This is a genomic window from Plebeiibacterium sediminum, from assembly GCF_026013605.1.
GTDB classification, from domain to species: Bacteria; Bacteroidota; Bacteroidia; order Bacteroidales; family Marinilabiliaceae; genus Saccharicrinis; species Saccharicrinis sediminus.
The window spans coordinates 95,633-115,562 of record NZ_JAPDPJ010000004.1 but is presented as its reverse complement, the minus strand read 5'-3'; the positions used below and the strand labels follow the sequence as shown (position 1 = coordinate 115,562).

Annotated in this window: 9 protein-coding genes; 2 read left to right on the top strand and 7 right to left on the bottom strand. The window is 33.2% G+C overall.

All coding sequences use genetic code 11. From position 1 onward, the window contains the following. Positions 1 to 4: 4 nt before the first annotated feature. Together OM075_RS03805 and OM075_RS03800 are read right to left on the bottom strand one after the other, a co-directional pair. Positions 5 to 3,058: a SusC/RagA family TonB-linked outer membrane protein gene (locus OM075_RS03805; RefSeq protein ID WP_301189144.1), complete on the bottom strand. Its 3,054-nt coding sequence runs from the start codon at positions 3,056 to 3,058 to the stop codon at positions 5 to 7. A gap of 26 nt (positions 3,059 to 3,084) precedes the next feature. Beyond that, complete coding sequence (locus tag OM075_RS03800; protein ID WP_301189143.1) at positions 3,085 to 5,235, bottom strand: alpha-glucuronidase family glycosyl hydrolase; 2,151 nt, start codon at positions 5,233 to 5,235, stop codon at positions 3,085 to 3,087. 300 nt (positions 5,236 to 5,535) lie between these two features. On the opposite strand from OM075_RS03800, the gene OM075_RS03795 reads away from it, so the two are divergent. Continuing rightward, positions 5,536 to 9,633, top strand: coding sequence for a two-component regulator propeller domain-containing protein (locus OM075_RS03795; protein ID WP_301189142.1), 4,098 nt, complete (start codon positions 5,536 to 5,538; stop codon positions 9,631 to 9,633). A 145-nt stretch (positions 9,634 to 9,778) separates the two neighbouring features. Next, the gene (locus tag OM075_RS03790; protein ID WP_301189141.1) at positions 9,779 to 10,267 is read left to right on the top strand and encodes a hypothetical protein; all 489 of its coding nucleotides are present in this window, start codon (positions 9,779 to 9,781) and stop codon (positions 10,265 to 10,267) included. A gap of 77 nt (positions 10,268 to 10,344) precedes the next feature. On the opposite strand, the gene OM075_RS03785 is transcribed toward OM075_RS03790, so the two are convergent. The 5 genes from OM075_RS03785 to OM075_RS03765 form a co-directional block, all read right to left on the bottom strand. Beyond that, positions 10,345 to 11,853: a phytoene desaturase family protein gene (locus OM075_RS03785; RefSeq protein WP_301189140.1), complete on the bottom strand. Its 1,509-nt coding sequence runs from the start codon at positions 11,851 to 11,853 to the stop codon at positions 10,345 to 10,347. Positions 11,854 to 12,072: 219 nt separating this feature from the next. Further along, entirely contained in the window at positions 12,073 to 16,119 is a 4,047-nt protein-coding gene (locus OM075_RS03780) for a two-component regulator propeller domain-containing protein (protein WP_301189139.1), read from the bottom strand. Positions 16,120 to 16,235: 116 nt separating this feature from the next. Then, entirely contained in the window at positions 16,236 to 17,396 is a 1,161-nt protein-coding gene (locus tag OM075_RS03775; RefSeq protein WP_301189138.1) for a lysophospholipid acyltransferase family protein, read from the bottom strand. Positions 17,397 to 17,399: 3 nt separating this feature from the next. Further along, positions 17,400 to 18,692, bottom strand: coding sequence for a flexirubin biosynthesis putative acyl-CoA ligase FlxY (flxY, locus tag OM075_RS03770; RefSeq protein WP_301189137.1), 1,293 nt, complete (start codon positions 18,690 to 18,692; stop codon positions 17,400 to 17,402). Continuing rightward, positions 18,674 to 19,927 carry an alpha/beta hydrolase gene (locus OM075_RS03765; protein ID WP_301189136.1) on the bottom strand — a complete coding sequence of 418 codons (1,254 nt, stop codon included), beginning with the start codon at positions 19,925 to 19,927 and terminating at the stop codon, positions 18,674 to 18,676. The genes flxY and OM075_RS03765 overlap by 19 nt, the downstream gene beginning before the upstream one ends. Positions 19,928 to 19,930 lie beyond the last annotated feature (3 nt).

The window sequence follows — 19,930 nt, the reverse complement described above, 5'->3', positions numbered from 1 at the left end:
GTGATTAAAATGTTAAGTTAAGTCCTATTAAAAAGTTTCTGGTAGTTGGTGTGTTTGTACCAACTGTTAAAAGGCGCTTTTTGTAAGTTTCTGTTGTTGCAGCGTTTTCATTACCATAAGAGTTACTTTCCGGATCAAGACCTGTTGCCTTTTTAAATGGAGAGAACATTACAAATGGATTTGTTACAGTTGCATAAACTCTAAGCTTACTAATTCCTGAATTTTTCAACAATGTACTTTTGGATAGATTATATCCTAATGTGATGGATCTAACTTTCATATATGATGATTTGAAATATCCAAGTGTTGATCCATATTTTGGATTATCACCACTTCTTACAGCAGCAGGATTTGGATATCTTGCATCAGTATTGCTTTCTGTCCAATAATCAACATCAACATTATTTCTTCTACCTGATAACATATTTAAGTAACCTGAAGAAGAATGTAATGTACTAATCAGTGTACCTCCATTTCTAAATGCTCCTACAGCAGTAAGATCTAAGTTTTTATAAGCTACTCTTGTGTTAAAACCACCTTCAAATTTAGGCTCAATATTAATTACCTGCTGATCATCTGGACCGATTGCTCTTACTGGAGTTCCATCTGCATTATACTCTCCGGTATATTGTACTTTAATCATACCTACATCACCTCCTGGTTCAAGAATATCTAGATATGGATCATCAGCTTGCCATAATCCTTCTCTTTTGTAATCATAAATCACATCGATAGGCTCACCTACGAACCACCATTGTCCAGTATTTTCTTTCTGCCCAGAATCTAATTTTACTAGTTTGTTTCTGTTTGCATACAAGTTAAAACCTGCATCCCATGACCATCCATTCTTATTGTCAATGATGGTACCGTTTAATGAAAGTTCAAAACCTTTATTTTGAGTCTCTCCAATATTAGCCCAGTAGCTATCTACACCAGCTGTCTGTGGTAGGTTAACTTCTAACAATACATCTTTTGTTTTGGTAATATAATATTCTAATGTACCAGAAAGTCTACCATTCAACAATGTAAAATCAGCACCATAGTTCCATGTTTCAGAATACTCCCAACCTAAAGCATCATTAGGTACTTGATTTACATAATAACCAGTTGTGTATAAGTCGTTGAAATTATATTTTCTATCTGCTAAACTTCCTAGTGTTGCATAAGGTGCAATTGCCTGGTTAGAAGTTTCTCCATAACCAACACGAAGCTTTAACATATCGATTGCAGTAATTGATTCCATAAATGGCTCATTTTTAATATTCCATCCAGCACTTACTGCAGGATAAGTATGCCATTCGTGTCCTGAAGCTAAAACAGAAGCACCATCAGTACGAACTGTTGCCGATAACATATATTTATTATCATAGGCGTACATTACACGACCCATATATGAAGTTAAACCACTTTTGTAGTAATCACCATCACTTAATGTCTTTTCACCTGCGGCTACATTTAAGTTGTAAAACTGGAAGTGATCAGAAGGAATGTCTTTTGCTGATGATCCAGATTTTGTATACATGGTTTCTTCAGCAGAATATAATGCAACTACGTTGAAATTATGCTTTCCAATAGTTTTATCATAGGTAATAATGTTTTCAACAGCCCAATTAGTTTTTAATGAATTGCTAATAGATGCCTCAGAAACGCGGTCAACCTGATCAGTAAAGATTCCCTGACCTCTGTAATTACCGTAATTTTCTAAACGTAAGTTTAAACCAAGGTTCATTCTATATTTCAATCCTTCTACACCAGGAATTTTTACTTCACCGTATACATTATTGTATGTACCAAGAGCTCTTGTTTGATTCTTATATTTATCCCCTAAATCATTTAGTGTTTTCTCTGTATATGCCCAGTTGTTATCAAGAGGCATTGAAATCACTGGATCAATAGTTCCATCTTCGTTATATGGAGAAGCAAGAGGAGACATACTCAAAGTGCTATATAATCCTAAATTAGCACCATTCATTGTTGAATAGTTGTTTGTTGTAGATAAACCAACACGGAAATATTTACCAATCTCCTGATCTAAAGAAGCACGTAAAGAAATACGTTCATAATCTTGTAAAGGAATTGGTGACTCATCTTTATAATAACCTAAACCAGCACTGTAATTTCCTTTTTCACTACCTCCAGAAACACCAATATCATGACTTGTAACTGCTGCAGATCTATATAATTCATCCTGCCAATCCGTATTTATACCTTCAGCCTCATCTTCTCCCATACCATAAATATCAGCTGCAGTTCTTAATTTCATCAACTGATCTCCATTCATCATTGGATATTTGATTGTCGATTTCATTCCATAATATCCATTGTATGTTACGGTAGCTTTTTCACCTTTATAACCTTTATTAGTTGTAATTAAGATCACACCATTAGCACCACGAGAACCATAAATAGCAGTAGCAGAAGCATCTTTTAAGATATCTACACTTTTAATATCACTTGGGTTAATATCAGCAATAGAACCTGCAAATGGAATTCCATCTAATACTACCAACGGATCATTATCGGCATTTAAAGAACGAGTACCACGAATACGAATCTGCATTACAGATCCTGGTTTAGATGAAGTTTGAGCCATTTGAACACCAGCAACTCTACCTTGTAATGATTGAGATACGTTTGCTGCAGGTACACTTCTCATTTCTTCACCTTTCATATTTGCCACCGATCCGGTAACAGCTTCCTTTCTTTGTGTACCATAACCAACAACAACAACCTCATCAATACCAACTACATCCTCTTCAAGAGTAACATTGATTGTTGTTTGTCCATTAACAGCTATAACCTGGCTGTTAAAACCTATAAATTGAAATGTTAATTGTGCATCAGATGGAACCTCAATAGAATATTTTCCATCGAAATTTGTAATTGTTCCTTGTGTTGTACCTTCAAGAATGATACTAACACCTGGTAATGGTTCTCCTTTAACATCAGAAACCGTTCCCTGAACTGTCACATTTTGTGCCATGGCAACAAAATGTATTGATAGAAAGAAAAATAACGTAGTCATTATTTCTTTCCAATGTAGACTTCTTTTTTTCATAAAAAACAATTTGATTATTAATTAAACTAATTATGGTGTGTCATATTAAATTTTAATTTTTTAAGATCTTCCAATTTATGAACCGGTTTAAAAAGTTCATGAGGAATAGGTCTATCCGAAAAGGTTTGAAAGTAAAGAACACATGCGTCTCTCCACCAAATTGCTTCCCGAACCTGAGTAGCTAATTTTTGTTGTACTTCCTTAAATCTATCCATATCCACTTTGTTTTGTAAAGTATTCCATGTTTCTTCAAACTGCTGTGCTTGTTCAACTCCAAGATTATAGCGATAGCATAGTTCCGTCCATAAATCCTTACCATTGTTTAATTCATAATCCCATGGTAAATGATGGAACCATAACAGTAATTCTTCCGGGCAAAGTTTTGGATCATCGTATACAGATTTTAGTGGTTCGGCATATTGCGCTACGGCATTTGTTCCTGTAGAAGATCTGTTGAAACCGAGACCAATACTATCTGCTTTATGATAATATGTAGGTAACCAATCCGGACGCGCGCCTTCAATTACACACCAGGGTTCTGGTCCGTAATGATGCCCCCAGCCCATCAAATGATGAAGTCCTAATGGAGTCATATAATTTACAACAGCCTCTCTTGATTCCATCATCACACGACTCATCGATGAAACAAAATCCTCATCATGAGAAAAGGTTTGCATTAACCATTCTTTAGCAACATCTCTTACCGATAACTGATTATTCCATGCTAATTTTCCGAAAACATACCAATTGGCTTGTGCAAAATGATGACCACACCAGTTTGTATCTAAACCTATATTTGCAACACCTGCAATCGCTGTGATAGAATCATTAAATACACTTCCATCAGTAACTTTACTCACAGTTGTATTTCTTCCTTCGGTATAAGTATCCGTATCCAAAAATTCCTTAAACAACGTTCCTAAAAAACTTAGGTGATCAGAAAAACCTAAATACTCCTTTGTTATTTGAAGTTCGGGCATTAGAGTTGTATGCTTCATTTGTCCAAATAAAGAGCTAATTGGTTCGCGAGGCTGAAAATCAACCGGACCATTTTTAACCTGTATAATCACATTACTTCTGAACTGACCATCCAATGGCATAAACTCATCATACGATTGTTTCGCTCTGTCATTTCCTTTAGGATTATAAACAAAAGCCCTCCACATAACAATTCCTCCATAAGGCTGTAATGCATCAGCTAACATATTGGCACCGTCAGCATGAGTACAGCCGTAATCATTAGGACCAGGTTGACCTTCGGAATTTGCTTTTACTAAAAAGCCTCCAAAATCAGGTATTATCGTGTAAATTTCTTTTGCTTTATCTTTCCACCACTGAATAACATCTGCACTTTTAGGATTAGCATCTGATAAACCACCAATTACACTTGGCGAAGCAAAATTTACAGATAGATATACTTTGATACCATATGGCCTGAACACTTTTGCTATTACTGAAACTTTGTTTAAATATTCTGTTTTTAGTATATCTGGACTAGCATTTACGTTGTTAAGTACAGATCCGTTTATTCCTATTGACGCATTTGCTCTGGCATAAGCTTCATATCTTGGACTTATTGTTGCTGGAAGTTCATCCCATTGCCATAATGAATGCCCTGCATATCCTCTTTCAACAGTTCCATTTAGATTATCCCAGTGATTTAGTAATCTTCTGTCATAAGAAGGAACTTCAACAATATTAAGATTAACTAAATCATCTTTTGAAGTCTGAAGTAATCTTATGTAATGATAAGTACCGTAAAGGGCACCTATTTCTGTATTGGCAATTATAATTGTATTATTATTTTTAACAGTTCTGATAATAAAACCATCATTTCCTAATTCTTTTAATTCACTATCAGAAAAATAAGTGGTTAGATTTTTTTGTGCTGTAGTTCCAACACATAAACTACCTGGTTTCAATTTTTTAATAACCTTCACATCTTTGTTAAACAAAGTGTTTAGATTATCCTGCAACTCCTTTTTAATAATATTATATGTTTCTGATTTTTGAGACAAATAAATATAATCAGGACATGCTTTTATAGTTTCTGCATTTAACTCTGTATTTGTAAACCATAATTGTGATCCGTCAATTTTTGTTTGACCTGTAGCTGGAGTACACAGGCTTGTAGAAACCAAAACCAACAAAATTACTATGAGAGCTTTATTATACATACTGAATATTTTTATTAAAACAAGCTTAAACTTACAATTTTGATTTTAACATCTATTTTACACTTTAGTGTGTTTAATATTAAAATGTGTTCAAATGCGTTAATTTATACAAACAAATATAAAACAGTTCTAAAAAACTCTGTAGTCCACTAGTTACAATGGTTTTTCTTTTCGTTACAGCTACTATTCTATTTGTAACATTTCCTTTTCTCTTTGTAACATTAGCGCTTTAATAAGCCTATTTGAGCGAATTTTTAACATTTTTTTCTACTTTAGGACTTGTGAAAAAAATGTGAAAACATGTCTCTTAAAATATATCTGGTCATACTCTTTTTATCAGTACCATTTTTGGTATTCTCACAAAAGAAAAAGCTTTTTGATTCAAACGATGGTTTATCAAATAGTTTAATCAATGAGTTATATCAAGATCACCAAGGCTTTATTTGGGTTGCAACAGAAGATGGGTTAAACCGATTTGATGGTATCAACTTTAAAGCATATTCCAAATCAAACCAGCAGAATTCACTTAAAAACAATTTTATTACAGCTATTACCGAAGATAAAAAAGGTAATTTATGGGTTGCACAAATAAATGCACTCCAAATATACAGCCATGAAAAAGAATCCCTTACTGAAATTAAGCTACCAATAATTGATCCAACCATACATATTAATATATCATGCATATTAGAAGCTTCAAATGGAGATTTATGGCTTACAACTTCAGGAAATGGATTAATTCACATAGATAAGGACACTTATAAAGCAAACATTCCAATAAATATTAATAATCGTTTAAATGCAGAACTCCTGGAGTACATTTATGAAGATTCTGATCATATTTTATGGATTGGTTCAAAAGATAATGGTTTAATTGCCTACAATCCTACAACTGATGAAATTACTCATTATAGAGAGAATATAAACTCTGATAATTCCCTACCCAGTAATGAAGTGTCATGTATCACTGGCGATGATGAAGGATATATTTATATCGGCTTTTTAAATGGTGGATTAGCCAAGTTAAATAAAAAGACCGGTGTAATTGAACAAATTAATTCCGCTAACAAAAATGAAAAAGCGCTACCCGTAAAACATATTTTACTTGATTCAAAAAATAGGTTATGGGTAGGCACTGATGGCTCAGGATTAAAAATATTAAATAGGAAAACAAATCTTCTGGAAACTTATATTTCTTCAAATACTTCTTTTGACTTTCAGAAAAGTAAAGTTCATACAATTATTGAAGATAAAGCAGGTAATATATGGCTTGGTATTTATCAAAAAGGCGTTTACTTAATCCCGGAATCCCCTGAAATTTTTATCAATTATGGTTATAGTACTATTAAAGAAAATAGTATTGGATCGAGTTCTATTACCAGCATAGATGCCAACAGTAAGGATATATGGATTGGAACAGATGGTGACGGTTTATATCATGTCAAGCGTAATTCAAATACAATTACACACTTGCCATTGAAAGACAGAACAGGTAATCTTTTAGGCCAAAATATATTAACGATCTACAATGATTCGAATCAAAATTTATGGGCCGGGAGATATATTAATGGCTTAATTGTTTACGATAAATCTTCCCAAACTTTTAAAACCTATAACGATAGATTTGACAGACCTAAAGATAACCTGTTCAACAATATTACTGCCATTCAAAAATTAAACGATGACCAACTCATTTTGGCTTCTTTAGGAAATGGAATAGGACGATTTAATATTAAAAGTAAAATTTTTCAACCAGGTTTGGGTATTCCTGATTCATTAAATAAACAAATTCCACAATGGGTTATTTCCTTATTTATTGATAATGATGAAAACATATGGTTTGGTACATATGTCGGCCTTTATTGTATCAATATTAAAGAAAACAAACTCACTCATTTTTCAGAAGAAAATGGTCTTTTAAAAAATAATACTGTAAACTGCATCCAGTCAGATAGCAAAAACAATATCTGGATAGGAACTTATGATGGCTTAGTAAAACTAGATCCAAAAACATTTAAAACCAAAATTTACAATACAGAAAACGGCATTTGTAATAATTCAATTTGTGCAATAGCAGAAGATGAGTATGAGCAATTATGGATTAGTACACATCACGGTCTATCGCGATTTAATCCTAAAGATGAATCTTTTACAAATTATTATTCATACGACGGAATACAGGCCAATGAATTTTCTCGAATGGCCGTATGTAAAACCAAAGAAAACGAGTTATTTTTTGGTGGAATAAATGGAATAACTCAAATCAAAAGAGATTACCTAAATTACTCACATCATCTTGATGATGTATTACTTACTGAATTTAGCCTGTCTAATAAAAACATTAAAATTGGAGATAAAACAGGAAATCATACCATTTTAAATAAATCTATTGTATTGGCCGACACCGTAAGAATACGAGAAGAGGATAACGTATTTACATTAGGCTTTACCTCTACCGAAATAGCTACTCAAACTCGTGTAAATTACGAATATACAATGAAAGGTTTTGATTTGGAATGGCATAAAACCGATGCTCAAAACCGAAGAGCCACTTATACTAACCTAAATCACGGAATCTATAAATTTTATGTGAGAGGCGTTTACAAAGATCAGTATTCTACTCCTCGTGAACTTACGATTATCATTTATCCTCCCTGGTATAAAACCTTTTGGGCAAAGTTACTTTGGACTGTTTTTGTTGGTTTATTCTTTTATGCCATTGTTTTATTTTACATGGAGAAAGTTCGGCATCAGCAGTCTGAAAAAGTCAATGAGATGAAGATGCAATTCTTCATCAATATTTCTCATGAAATTAAAACACCTTTATCTTTAATTATTGATCCTTTAGAAAAGTTATTACAAACAGATCCTGATGCAAAAACATCACGCTTGTATAAATTGATGCAACAAAATGCCTATCGCTTGCTTAGGTTAGTTGGTCAGATGATGGATATTAGAAAGATTGATAAAGGACAAATATTAATGAAATATCAGTCCACCAATATTTATAATTTCATTAATCAGTTGGCTAGTTCATACGAAACTTTTGCTCAGGATAAAAACATAAAACTAAGTGTGGATACAGTAGATCCGGACATTGAGGTTTGGATTGATACTCTTAATTTTGAGAAAGTCATCTTTAATCTATTATCCAACGCGTTTAAATTTACACCATCTGATGGTTCTATTGAAATTAATATTTCCAGAGAAACCATTGCTAATAAAACATCACACATTCATGATTACATTAAAATTGATGTAAGTGACACTGGTATTGGAATAAAAGAAAGTGATCAACAACGAATATTCGATCGTTTTTACCAGGCTAATAGCGAAGAAACCCGTCATGCAGGAGGTACTGGTATTGGCTTACACCTGTCAAAATCATTAGTTAATTTGCACAAAGGTGAATTAACCGTTACCAATAGGAAAGACCAACAAGGAAGCGTTTTTACCATTTTACTTCCTGTTGGAAATAAACATTTACCTAAAGAGGATTTACTAACACAAAGCAATGTTTTACCAACTCCAGGTAAGATTATTCCATTTGAGTCTCAAAGTAAAAAAGCAGATAGCGAGGATAAAACAAAACCAAAAACTCATTATAAAATTATGGTGGTTGATGATGAAGTGGACATCCGAAATTATCTTGTTACTGAATTATCGCCATATTATAAAATTGTTGCATGCGAAGATGGACAAAAAGCCCATTCAATAGTAATTGATGAAAAACCGGATTTAATTATAAGTGATATCATGATGCCTCGTATGGATGGTATTACTTTATGCAAGAGAATTAAATCAAATATTTTAACCAATCATATACCGGTTATACTTCTAACAGCATTATCAAAAGAAGAAGATAAAAACGAAGGTATTGAAACTGGTGCCGATATGTATTTAATAAAACCTTTTAATACTGAATTTTTAAAGAAAATTATTGATAACATACTTGAAAACCGAAGTAGAATTTATCAAAAATTACAACCTAAAGCAGAACTTGAAATCGATAATATTGAGCAAGAATCACATAATGAGGTACTGTTACAAAAAGTAATGACTGTTATTAAAAATAAAATTGGAGACAGTGACTTAAATGTAGAAATCCTTGCTGACGAAATTGGAATTAGTCGAGTACATATGCACCGCAAATTGAAGGAACTAACCAATCAATCAGCTCGTGATCTGATCAAAAATATAAGAATGAAACAGGCTGCCTATCTACTAACTACTCAAAAAACAAACATTAGTGAAGTGGCTTATGCTGTAGGATTTACAAACCTTTCGCATTTTTCAAAGTCATTTAAAACCTATTATGGAGTATCACCCAAAGAATATATTTTAAAACAACATAAAATTATTGATCCATCTGATCTGGAAGATGATGAGAATAACTAATGTATTAAAGTTCTTGCATTAGTTTGTAGTGATAGTTTTAAGCCATATTACAATTACACTTTTGTACGTTGTTTATTGAGCTAAAAGATGTGAAATTATTCAATTTAATAAGAATTATTACCTTTGCTGCGTGAACACAAAAAAAATGGCAAAAACAAGTACTTCTACAAAATCCAACTGGTTGTGGAAAATATTTATCTGGTTAAATAAGCATATCAATTTCCTGATGGGCAGTCTTTCGGGTATTGTAACCGGATCGATAGTATTCTTTATTAATTATGAACATGGCTTTAATCCAGCTTTATATAGTTTTTTCAAACAATTCTCTTTCAATTTATTAATGGGCGGTTTTAACATCAGAGTATGTGAAAAAATAACTCAATTAATACAATCAAGGAATACAGCAATAATGACCGCAACGATCATTCCATCCATTCAGGCATTCGTCATTCTGTATTCGATACACTATTTTGGTCAAACACCCAAACCAGGTGCCTCTACTTATTGGCAGTTTGGCGTTAATATGGTGGTGTTTTTCTGTATGGCTCTTTTTTATCGAGATAAAATTGAAAGTAAAGAACAATTTAAATCTGTACTGCAAAAGATTTACTTAAAGTTGAAACTCAAGTTTTAATTCTGCTGAAATTTCATTGTTAACATGTAGTTTATAACCTTATCAACTGAAATTAAGAAGTTTTAAACATCCATCTGTCAAGACTTCTGCTTAAAAGAAAATGGCATATTGAAGTCCTTACAAATCATTTGTGCTAAATGATTTCCCATAACTATAACCAAATTTAATCCGCCTGATACACCAGCCCATTGTCCTGTCATATAAAAGTTATTTAATCCTTTAATCTTCCATGCGTTGGGCTTTTTTGCAGTTTCCTTTTTTGCTTTCCAACTATTTTGTCCTCCTGTCCAATTACCTGTATACCTAATATAAGTTGCTGGCGTTGCCACATCAATCATTTCTACATGATTTTTAAAATCTCCTAAATGATCATCTAAAGCTTCTATTAATTGATTTGCCACACGTTGTTTCTGTTCATTATATGCTGTGATATCTTTCTTCCTGAGGTCAACCCAATATTCCCAGTCTAATGATTCTGGCATCAATGTAAGTAATGATTTACCTTTAGGCGCAGCTTTAGGATCATAACAGTAGTGTGTAAACTCAAGATGATCCAACGTGGTCTTTTGATCAATTTTAATCGGTTCTTTTAACAGAAAATAGGTTTTATGAGGTTCTTTCGAAAGGTCTTTGTTGACACCAATTGATACATATAAAGTTTTATCAATGGTTTCAAATGTTGATGTTTCATATCGTTCAACAATATGCTCATCTTTATATTTTCCATCAAGCAGATTATAAATGGTTGACTTACCATCTGCTGCAGAAATTACAATATCTGTATGATGTACTTCCCCATTTTCAAGTTCTATAGCTGTTGCTCTGTTATTATTGGTATGAATTTTAGAAACGCCTTGCTGGTAAGAAATAGTACCACCCAGATCAATGTAGTTATTGGCCACTAAAGATGACAGATGAATAGCGCCTCCTTTAGGATACCCCATTTGCTGATTGTGCCGCCAAACGAACATTAACATTGTAGAGAATACAGGAAGTTCATCAACAAAGCCTATTTGGAAAGCTTTTTTAAGATGCGGATTTTTTAGTTTTTCAGTAAATTGTTTATTGGATATTCTAAAAGCCTTAAGCATCCTTATCGCATAAGGCAGCATCATTTTTCCTACCTTCATTTTATCTGGCAAATCCATTATTTCAATGGGTTTGGATACGGGCAATTGAATGGTTAAAAATTTACGTATTCCCTTTATCAACCAAAGAATCTGCTTTTTATCTTCTGGAGCTTTTACCAGTAATTCTTTCTCCAGTTTATCCACGTTACTATAAAAAGTAATCGATTCTTTACCTTTATCCATTCTAAAATGACTATCATGATATACACAATCCAGCTTCTGCATATCAATTAATCCATTTAATATTGGATAAGTAGATTCTCCTTGACTTGTTCCAACCAAAAAATGAATACAACCATCTATTAAATAGTCTTTCCTTTTCCATGAGGTACACAACCCTCCTGGTAAATTATGCTTTTCAAAAACCTGAGTTTCAAAACCATTCATTTGTAAATAAGATGCTACAGAAAGTCCACCCAATCCTGCACCAATAATAATTGCCTTTTTCGGGGCCATAATTTGAAACTCTGGGTTAATCGTTAAAATATTCTAAATTATTACAAGAATACTTTAATTTACTGATATATCAATACTTTACATGATAAAAAAGCCTTAATAATAAGGAATTATTACTGAAACGCATTCTATAAGGATAAGCCAAGAACAATAATATGATTATCAACACAAAAGGAAATAGCAATCAAAACACAGGAAAAATCTATTGTTGGCCATAAGTTACTCTTCCATAAGCTTTTGCTTGTACTCTGTTGCATTCATTCCGTAAAGTTGCCTAAAGCACTTTCGAAAATGTGAAACATCGCGAAATCCAACAGCATATGAAATTTCATTTACTGTCATTTTATCTTGCTGAATTAATTGGGCTGCTCTTTTAAGTCGGATATTACGTATAAATTCTTTCACAGTCATATTTGTCAGAGCATCTAACTTTCTGTATAACTGCATACGGCTAACTCCAACTTCTTTGGCAAATGTTTCAATATCTAACTCGGGATTTGCAATGTTTTTTTCAACACTTTTTACAGCACGCTGCAGAAATTTTTCATCAGGTGAAGATACCTTTACATTTTTAGGTTGCAGTGTAATTTCATCTGAAAACTTCTTTTTCAGAGATTTTCTTAAAGCCAGTATATTTTCTAGTTTTGCCTGTAAAATATTAAGATCAAATGGCTTGGTAATATAATCATCCGCCCCACAGGATAATCCTTTATATTCATGTTTTGAAGAATGCAATGCGGTTAATAAAATAACCGGAATATGAGATGTTCTTTCATCATTCTTAACTTTAAAACAGAACTCATATCCATCCATTTCGGGCATTAAAACATCACTAATAATTATATCTGGTAAAGTATCTAAAGCACTTTCCCAACCTGCTATTCCATTAGTGGCCTCAATTACGGTATATTTCGACTCAAAGTGAGTTTTCAATAGCATTCTAACATCTGCATTATCCTCTACTATCAATAAGTATTTTGCTTTTGCTACTGGTTCAGATTTTACTGTGTTCAATTCATTCTCATTACTCTGATTTTCATACTCACTATCTTCAGAAATCCATAACTCTGAACAATCTGTAATGAGAGGAATGAGTACTGTAAACTCACTTCCTTTACCAGGCTTACTTGAAACGGATATTGTTCCGTTATGAAGTTCTACAAGCTCTTTAACGTAAGATAATCCGATTCCTGTTCCCTTCATTAATTCCCTGTCTTCAGCCTGATAAAAACGATCAAAAATTCGTTGAATACTATTTTGAGAAATACCTCTCCCTGTATCTTTTACAACAATCTTAATAAACTCTTTATCAATCTTTTGATTCATTTCATCTTCTACCGAATCAAAAATCAACGATAAATTAACCAAAACAGTTCCTCCGCTTTCAGTATACTTAAAAGCATTGGATAATAAATTATTTAAGATATTTTCAATCTTATCCACATCAAAGCAAGTCAACAATTTATCTTTTAAAGAATTAAAAGACAACTCGACTCCCTGCTCCTCTGCAAAACTTTTAAATGTATTTACCTCATCTGCAATAAACCGAACCAAATCACCCTGCTTTAATTGAAGTTTTAAATTCCCTGATTCAAGTTTTCTAAAATCAAGCAATTGATTAAATAAACGACTTAATTTATTGGCACTCTTCCTCATTATTTGAAGATGCGATTGTACTTCATCTACAGATAACTTTTGAGAGGTGAGTTTTTCGAGAGGTGTAATGATTAATGATAGTGGCGTTCTAATTTCATGAGAGATATTGGTAAAAAACTTCATTTTCAAATTTTCCAATTCTCTTTGACGTTTAGAATTCATTCGTTCGTAAATCACCTCATGTTTAATTTTTTGTCGGAAGATGGCAAATTGAATTAACACATAAATTAACCCAATAATTACTCCCAGAATAATTAATTTAAACCACAAGGTACGCCAGAATGGAGGTAAAATCGTAACGCTAATTGAAGCTTCATTACTATCTGGAGCTCCCGGAACAATACGTTTCACCCTGAATACATAATCATCAGGATCAAGGTTTGTATACGTAACTGAATGCTGCTTGCTTGGCTCACTCCAGTCCATATCAAATCCTTCGAGATAATATGAATATAAATTAGCTTCACTATTGGTATAATTTAAGGCTGCAAAATCGAGCGTAAATACATTTTGTTTGTAATCCAAAACAATATGATTTGTTTCTAATATACTTTGCTTGAGTACAGCATCTTGATCCGGACCAATTTTCACCTTTTTATTGAAAACTCGTAAATCCGTAAACACGATTGGATATTCATTTTTATCGGATTTTACATCTTCCGGATGAAAGATATTGAAGCCGGATATTCCTCCAAAAATAAGATTACCATCTTTTGTTTTATATGCAGCTCCATAAGTAAATTGGTTATTTCGTAATCCATCCTTGCTTGAAAAATTTCTAAAAACGCCAGTTTCCGGGTTAAAATTCGACAATCCATTAGAAGTGCTTATCCATAAAGTATTCGCATCATCCTCAAGAATACATAATGCCTGATTATTACATAAACCATCATCATATTGAAAATATCGGGTAGGACCTTCAAATCGCGAATATTGAACAATTCCTTTATCTAAAGTAGTAATCCAAAAACGACCTTTCGAATCTTCTAAAAAATTCCGGGAGTGCTCTTTAAACTTAGCTATTTCATTATTTCGCTGATTATAAATAACAACTTCATCCTGAGTTCCCAACCAAATATTTTCATGAGAGTCAATATCAATCCAAAACACTTGCTCCCGGGCTAATTGTGGATAGTGAATAAATTCTCCGGTTGCAGCATCAAATTTATCAACCCCTCCAGTTGTAGCTACCCAAATTTCATCATTATCATCTTTCATGATATCCCAAACCCGGTTATCCGATAAGGTTTTAGGATTATTCGGATCGTTCCTGAATTGAGTAAACTTACCTGTTTTAAAGTTTAAAACACTTATTCCACCATAGTAGGTCCCAATCCACAAATTCCCTTCTTTATCTTCTTGAAAAGCCTTAATACAATTTCTGGAAATTGAAGCATCAGGGTTATTTTCATCAACCTTAATATAGCTGTAGGTATTGGATTTAGGATCATAAATATTAATACCTCCATCTTCGGTTCCAACCCATATTTTCCCCTGATCATCCTCATAAAAGGCATAAATAACACTACTATTTAAGTATCGGCTTGATTTATCAGAAGGATGAGCATTATAATTATGAAATACCTGAGTACTATTTGAAATAAGATTTAATCCTCCTCTGGTACCAATCCATATTTTACCTTGTCGATCAGTAAAAATATCCAAAACAGAATTATTAACAAGGCTTTTCGGTTCTCTGTCATCATGACGAAAAACTGAAACTGCTCCTTTAACCTGATCATAGAAATATAATCCTGCCCGAGTACCAATCCAGTATTTCCCTTTTTCTTTAGAAACTATCGAACGAACAGTTCTGGATCTTTCAAATTCAGGTTTGAGATTTAAAAGCTGAGTTTGCTTTGTTTCAGGATTTAAGATAATAATCCCAGTGGTATAAGATCCAATCCAAAGATTTCCATCCTCATTTAAATAAATTTCCCATACTTCATGATTATGATTAAAGTCTTCATTATATGGCAAATCAATCTTTTCGTATTTGTATGATAACGGATTTATTACAAAGAGCCCATTATTGGTTCCTGCCCAAAGCTTACCATCCTTATCAAATTGCAACACCCTAACAAACTCCTCATCCTCACTATCTAATGGTATCCTTTCAATATCACCTTGCGGGTTTATCTTTAAGATACTTATGCTAGTTCCCAACCAAATATTTCCTTTATCATCTTTTTTTATTGCATTAACCGAAATGTCCCTGCCTTTAAAAAGATGATGCTTTTTAAGTGGTCTTTCAAAACGTTCCAATTTTTTATCGAACACATTGAGTCCACCACTCTCCATTCCAACAAGAATATGGCCCTTATCATCTTCATCAATGGCTCTTACAATTGTACCTTTAATGCTGAGACTATCGATATCTGATTCAAGAAAATTGACAAACTTATATCCATCAAAACGACTTAATCCCAGGTTTGTACCAACCCATATAATCCCTTTTGAATCCTGAAAAACGCATTGAACCTGATTATTAGGCAGACCATTTTCTTGCAAAAAAGAATCAAAACTGATATCACGCTGTGCAAAAAGTCCAACAGCAAGAAACTGAAATAAGAAAACTATTAATATACCAAATCTGAGTTGTTGATTCATTCCCTTCCTTAATTCTATATCAAGCTAACTTAGTAAATTTAATTTAAATATACTATTCTTTCTATATATGTTAATGAATCCAATCATAGGTATATATTTATTCTATATCACTTAATTTAACCTTCAACCTCACATTTTACTTTAAGATAACTTTCAACTGGTGCTGCATACATTTTTAGCAAACCGTCTTTTTGCTTTTTAATTCTGATTTGATCTGTTTCTCCTGATACTTTTTGATCTATAAGATCATAGAAATCATCAATATCCTGTTCAGAATATTTTGCACCCATATTTTGCTGACTTGTATTTAAAATATCATATGCCACATAATTAAATGGATTTAACTGATAATTTAACCAGATCTGCCGATCCATTTCGTCGCATACTTTTTGATGAATATTATTATTATCCAATTCATCTATATTTTCATCAATGAAGCAGTTAACCGGCTTTCCGAAAGCAATATGAACCCTGCCTTTCGTTCCGACTATTCCATTAAGAATACTATTGAAGTCTTCGTCTTTTTCCTTTACATATTCCTCTTCTGCTGAAGCTAGTCGCTCTCTTACCTTATAAATATCACAAGGTTCTAACTCATAGGAAATAGATACAGGACAGATATTAAACTTTTTTAAAGCTGCAATATGATCTTTTTCTTTTATGGTAAGCATCTTAAGCAAAGAGATCTGGGTTTTATCATACCCGTCTTTTGTTCTGCCATCACGTTGAGCAATCCAGGCAGACTCATTCTCTTCCGTTAATACTTTTTTAATATACGCTGAATGAATCAGTGCATTACGATATATATCAACTCTTGATCCTCCCCGGTAAAAAGTAAACATTTTATTTACCTTACCAATATCAATAATAAACTGACTACTCATTAAATTACTTCCAAAGGTAATTTGAGTAGTTCTATGTCCGTTATTAAGTAATACGCACTGCAAAATTGCACTATCTAAAACAATATCTCTATGATTTGAGATGAATAAATACGAGGTTTCCTTATCCAGATTTTCTACTCCAGAATAGCTAAAACTTGTGGCTGTTTTATTTAAAACTTCCTCCACAGCAATTTTACTGAACTTGGATTGGAAGTCATAAATACTTTTTATCGCACCCATTTCTTTAAGCGACTCTTCAAGAGAACGATTGGGGTAAACGTAATGTAGCACAGGATAAAATGCCTGCTCTTTTAATATTCTACTCATCGCCCCGGCAATTTCCTCATCTCTGTAAGGCCTCATCTCCTCGTAAACTTTCTCAAAATCAATCATAGTCTAGTTTCTGTTATCAACAAAAGTTATTGGTTTTCTACTCATTTCAGGGAACTGCATTTTTAATATTTCTGCAGGGGTATAAAAAGTTACATCGGGAGCTACTCTTAACTTAGCTCTGAAACAATCTTTTACTTCTTTTTTAAGAACATCTCCGGGTTTTGTTGTTCCTACTTTAATTTCAATATCATCTGTACCTATGGTATTTTTACTAATACACACCATGTAATTTTCCACATTTTCAATGTCGTTTAAAACATCGTATAACGCAGGTGGATAAAGGGTTGTTCCTTTATATTTTATCATCTGATTTTTTCGTCCGATAACAGAACCTAAACGGGTTGTGGTTCTTCCGCACTTACATTTATCCACAAAGTGGTTACAGATATCACCTGTTTTAAAGCGTAACAAAGGCATTCCTTCAACACCAAGTGTTGTAATGGTAACCTCTCCCGGAGTTCCGGGTGGAACAGGGTTCCCTTCATCATCTAAAAACTCAACAATAATCATTTCCGGATGATGGTGTCCTCCCATACCAAACTCACAATCGGTAAAGGCAGTACCCATTTCTGTTGAAGCATATGTTGAATACAATTCAATATCCCACTTTTCTTTAATTCGCTGACCTAAAGTATTCAATGAAAAATCTTCATTTCTAAGACTCTCTCCAATACAAACAGCTTTTTTAATACTCGAATTCTGGTAATCGATATGATGTTGTTCCGCGTAATCGATCAGCTTTAACAGAAAAGAAGGAACGGTTACCAATGCTGTTGGCTTGATTCTTTCTATGGTATCAAATTGCAATCCTGGATTACCAGGACCAACACGAACCACTCCGGCACCTAATTTTCTAATCCCCTCATAATAAGCCATCCCTGCCATAAATCTACGATCAAGAGTAACCATTAATTGGAAAATATCATCGGGCTTAGCAGTTGCACAAACAAACGAAATATACTCATTATAAGCCAATCGCTGTAAATCATTTTCTGTTTCGGCAAATACCACCGGATCTCCGGCTGTACCTGAAGTGGTTAAGTAATCAATGATTTTATTTTTTGGAACACATAAAAAGTCATTGTTGTACTTTTGAAGATCATCTTTAGTTGTTGTTGGTATTTTCTGAAGATCTTCAAGCGTTTTTATTTCGGTAATATCAACCTGATGTGTTTTGAAAAAGCGCTGATAATACGCAGAATTCTCACTTAAATATTGCAATAATTCCTGTAGCTTTCCCTCTTGAAAACGCTTTATCTCTGCCTGTGGTTTTAGTTCTATTTCAGGTATATACATTTGTTTGATTTTTGATACAAAATTTCGTCGTTATCAATGCGCTCGATCACATGAGCATTGTTGCCATTTTTTAATCCCTCTTCAAAAAAGGATAAAATTATAGAATTCATCCATTCTATAGCTTTTTGTCCATCAACTTCTCCAATAAGTTCATCTAATTTCTCATCATCAAGAATTACATTGTAATAAGGTAAATCTGTAAATAAGAAGTGCTTTCCTCCTTTTATCCGGGCATATTCAAGATGATTATAATCCTTGTAGATGTATTCATTGGCTATTCTCCATTTTATTTGCTGCTCACTTTCAATTAACATAAGAGGCTTATTGGTATATGTATTTGCAACATCCCCAAATTGAAAGCAATCTAAGTTAACTCCGGCTTTAATAAAATCGTAGGATACACATAAATGATTTGCCAGGGCTCCACCAAATGATTGTCCCATTGCACCTACTTCATCCAGATTCATTCGAGTATATAGCTCACTTTTATGATTCTCTTTTGCTGCTCGCAAATAATCGATCAAAAATAAAGTACTGCCCTCCCATTCCTTCAATACTTTGTTAAATCGCTTCAGTCTTTTAAGAAAATACTTACTCATTGAAACCTGATTTTCAGATTTCATATGGTCTTTAAAGTTAATTTTATCAACCCACCACCATTGTAAAAACGGCAGTGAAGACCGTGCTGTATGTAAAGCATTATCGTTTTTATCTGCAGCCTTTATAGAGATTTGTTGATTGATATGCGTAATGGCACAAACAATATATCCATTGCTGGCCAGGTTTTCGATATAAGCAGAATAAATATCGTTTAATCCGAAATAATATCCCGGAGTAAAAATAATCACAGGAAACTCTTCCTGATCATTGGAAACTTGTAATCCTTGCGCCGAATAGGTTGAATAACTAGCTAGCTTTTCAATATCTTCTTTAGTTACACCTTTAGCTTTGAAAAGCCGGTATATTTCATTCAGATCATATCCATCAAGATATTTATTAAAATGCGAATCCTTCTGTGAAGCTATTGCAGGATACCAAATCTTAATTGAAATCCGACTTTGATTTTTCTTTTTAGCAGCTGTAGTATCTCTCAGAATAAAAGATTCCGTCCCAACGGCATACTTACCCGTTGGTTCCGGTAAAAAAGGATTCTCGGGAGCATTATCCTGAGCAAAAGTTATCTGCCAGATAAAACTTAATAAGATAATTATAATGCAATGCTTTGATATGATCATAAA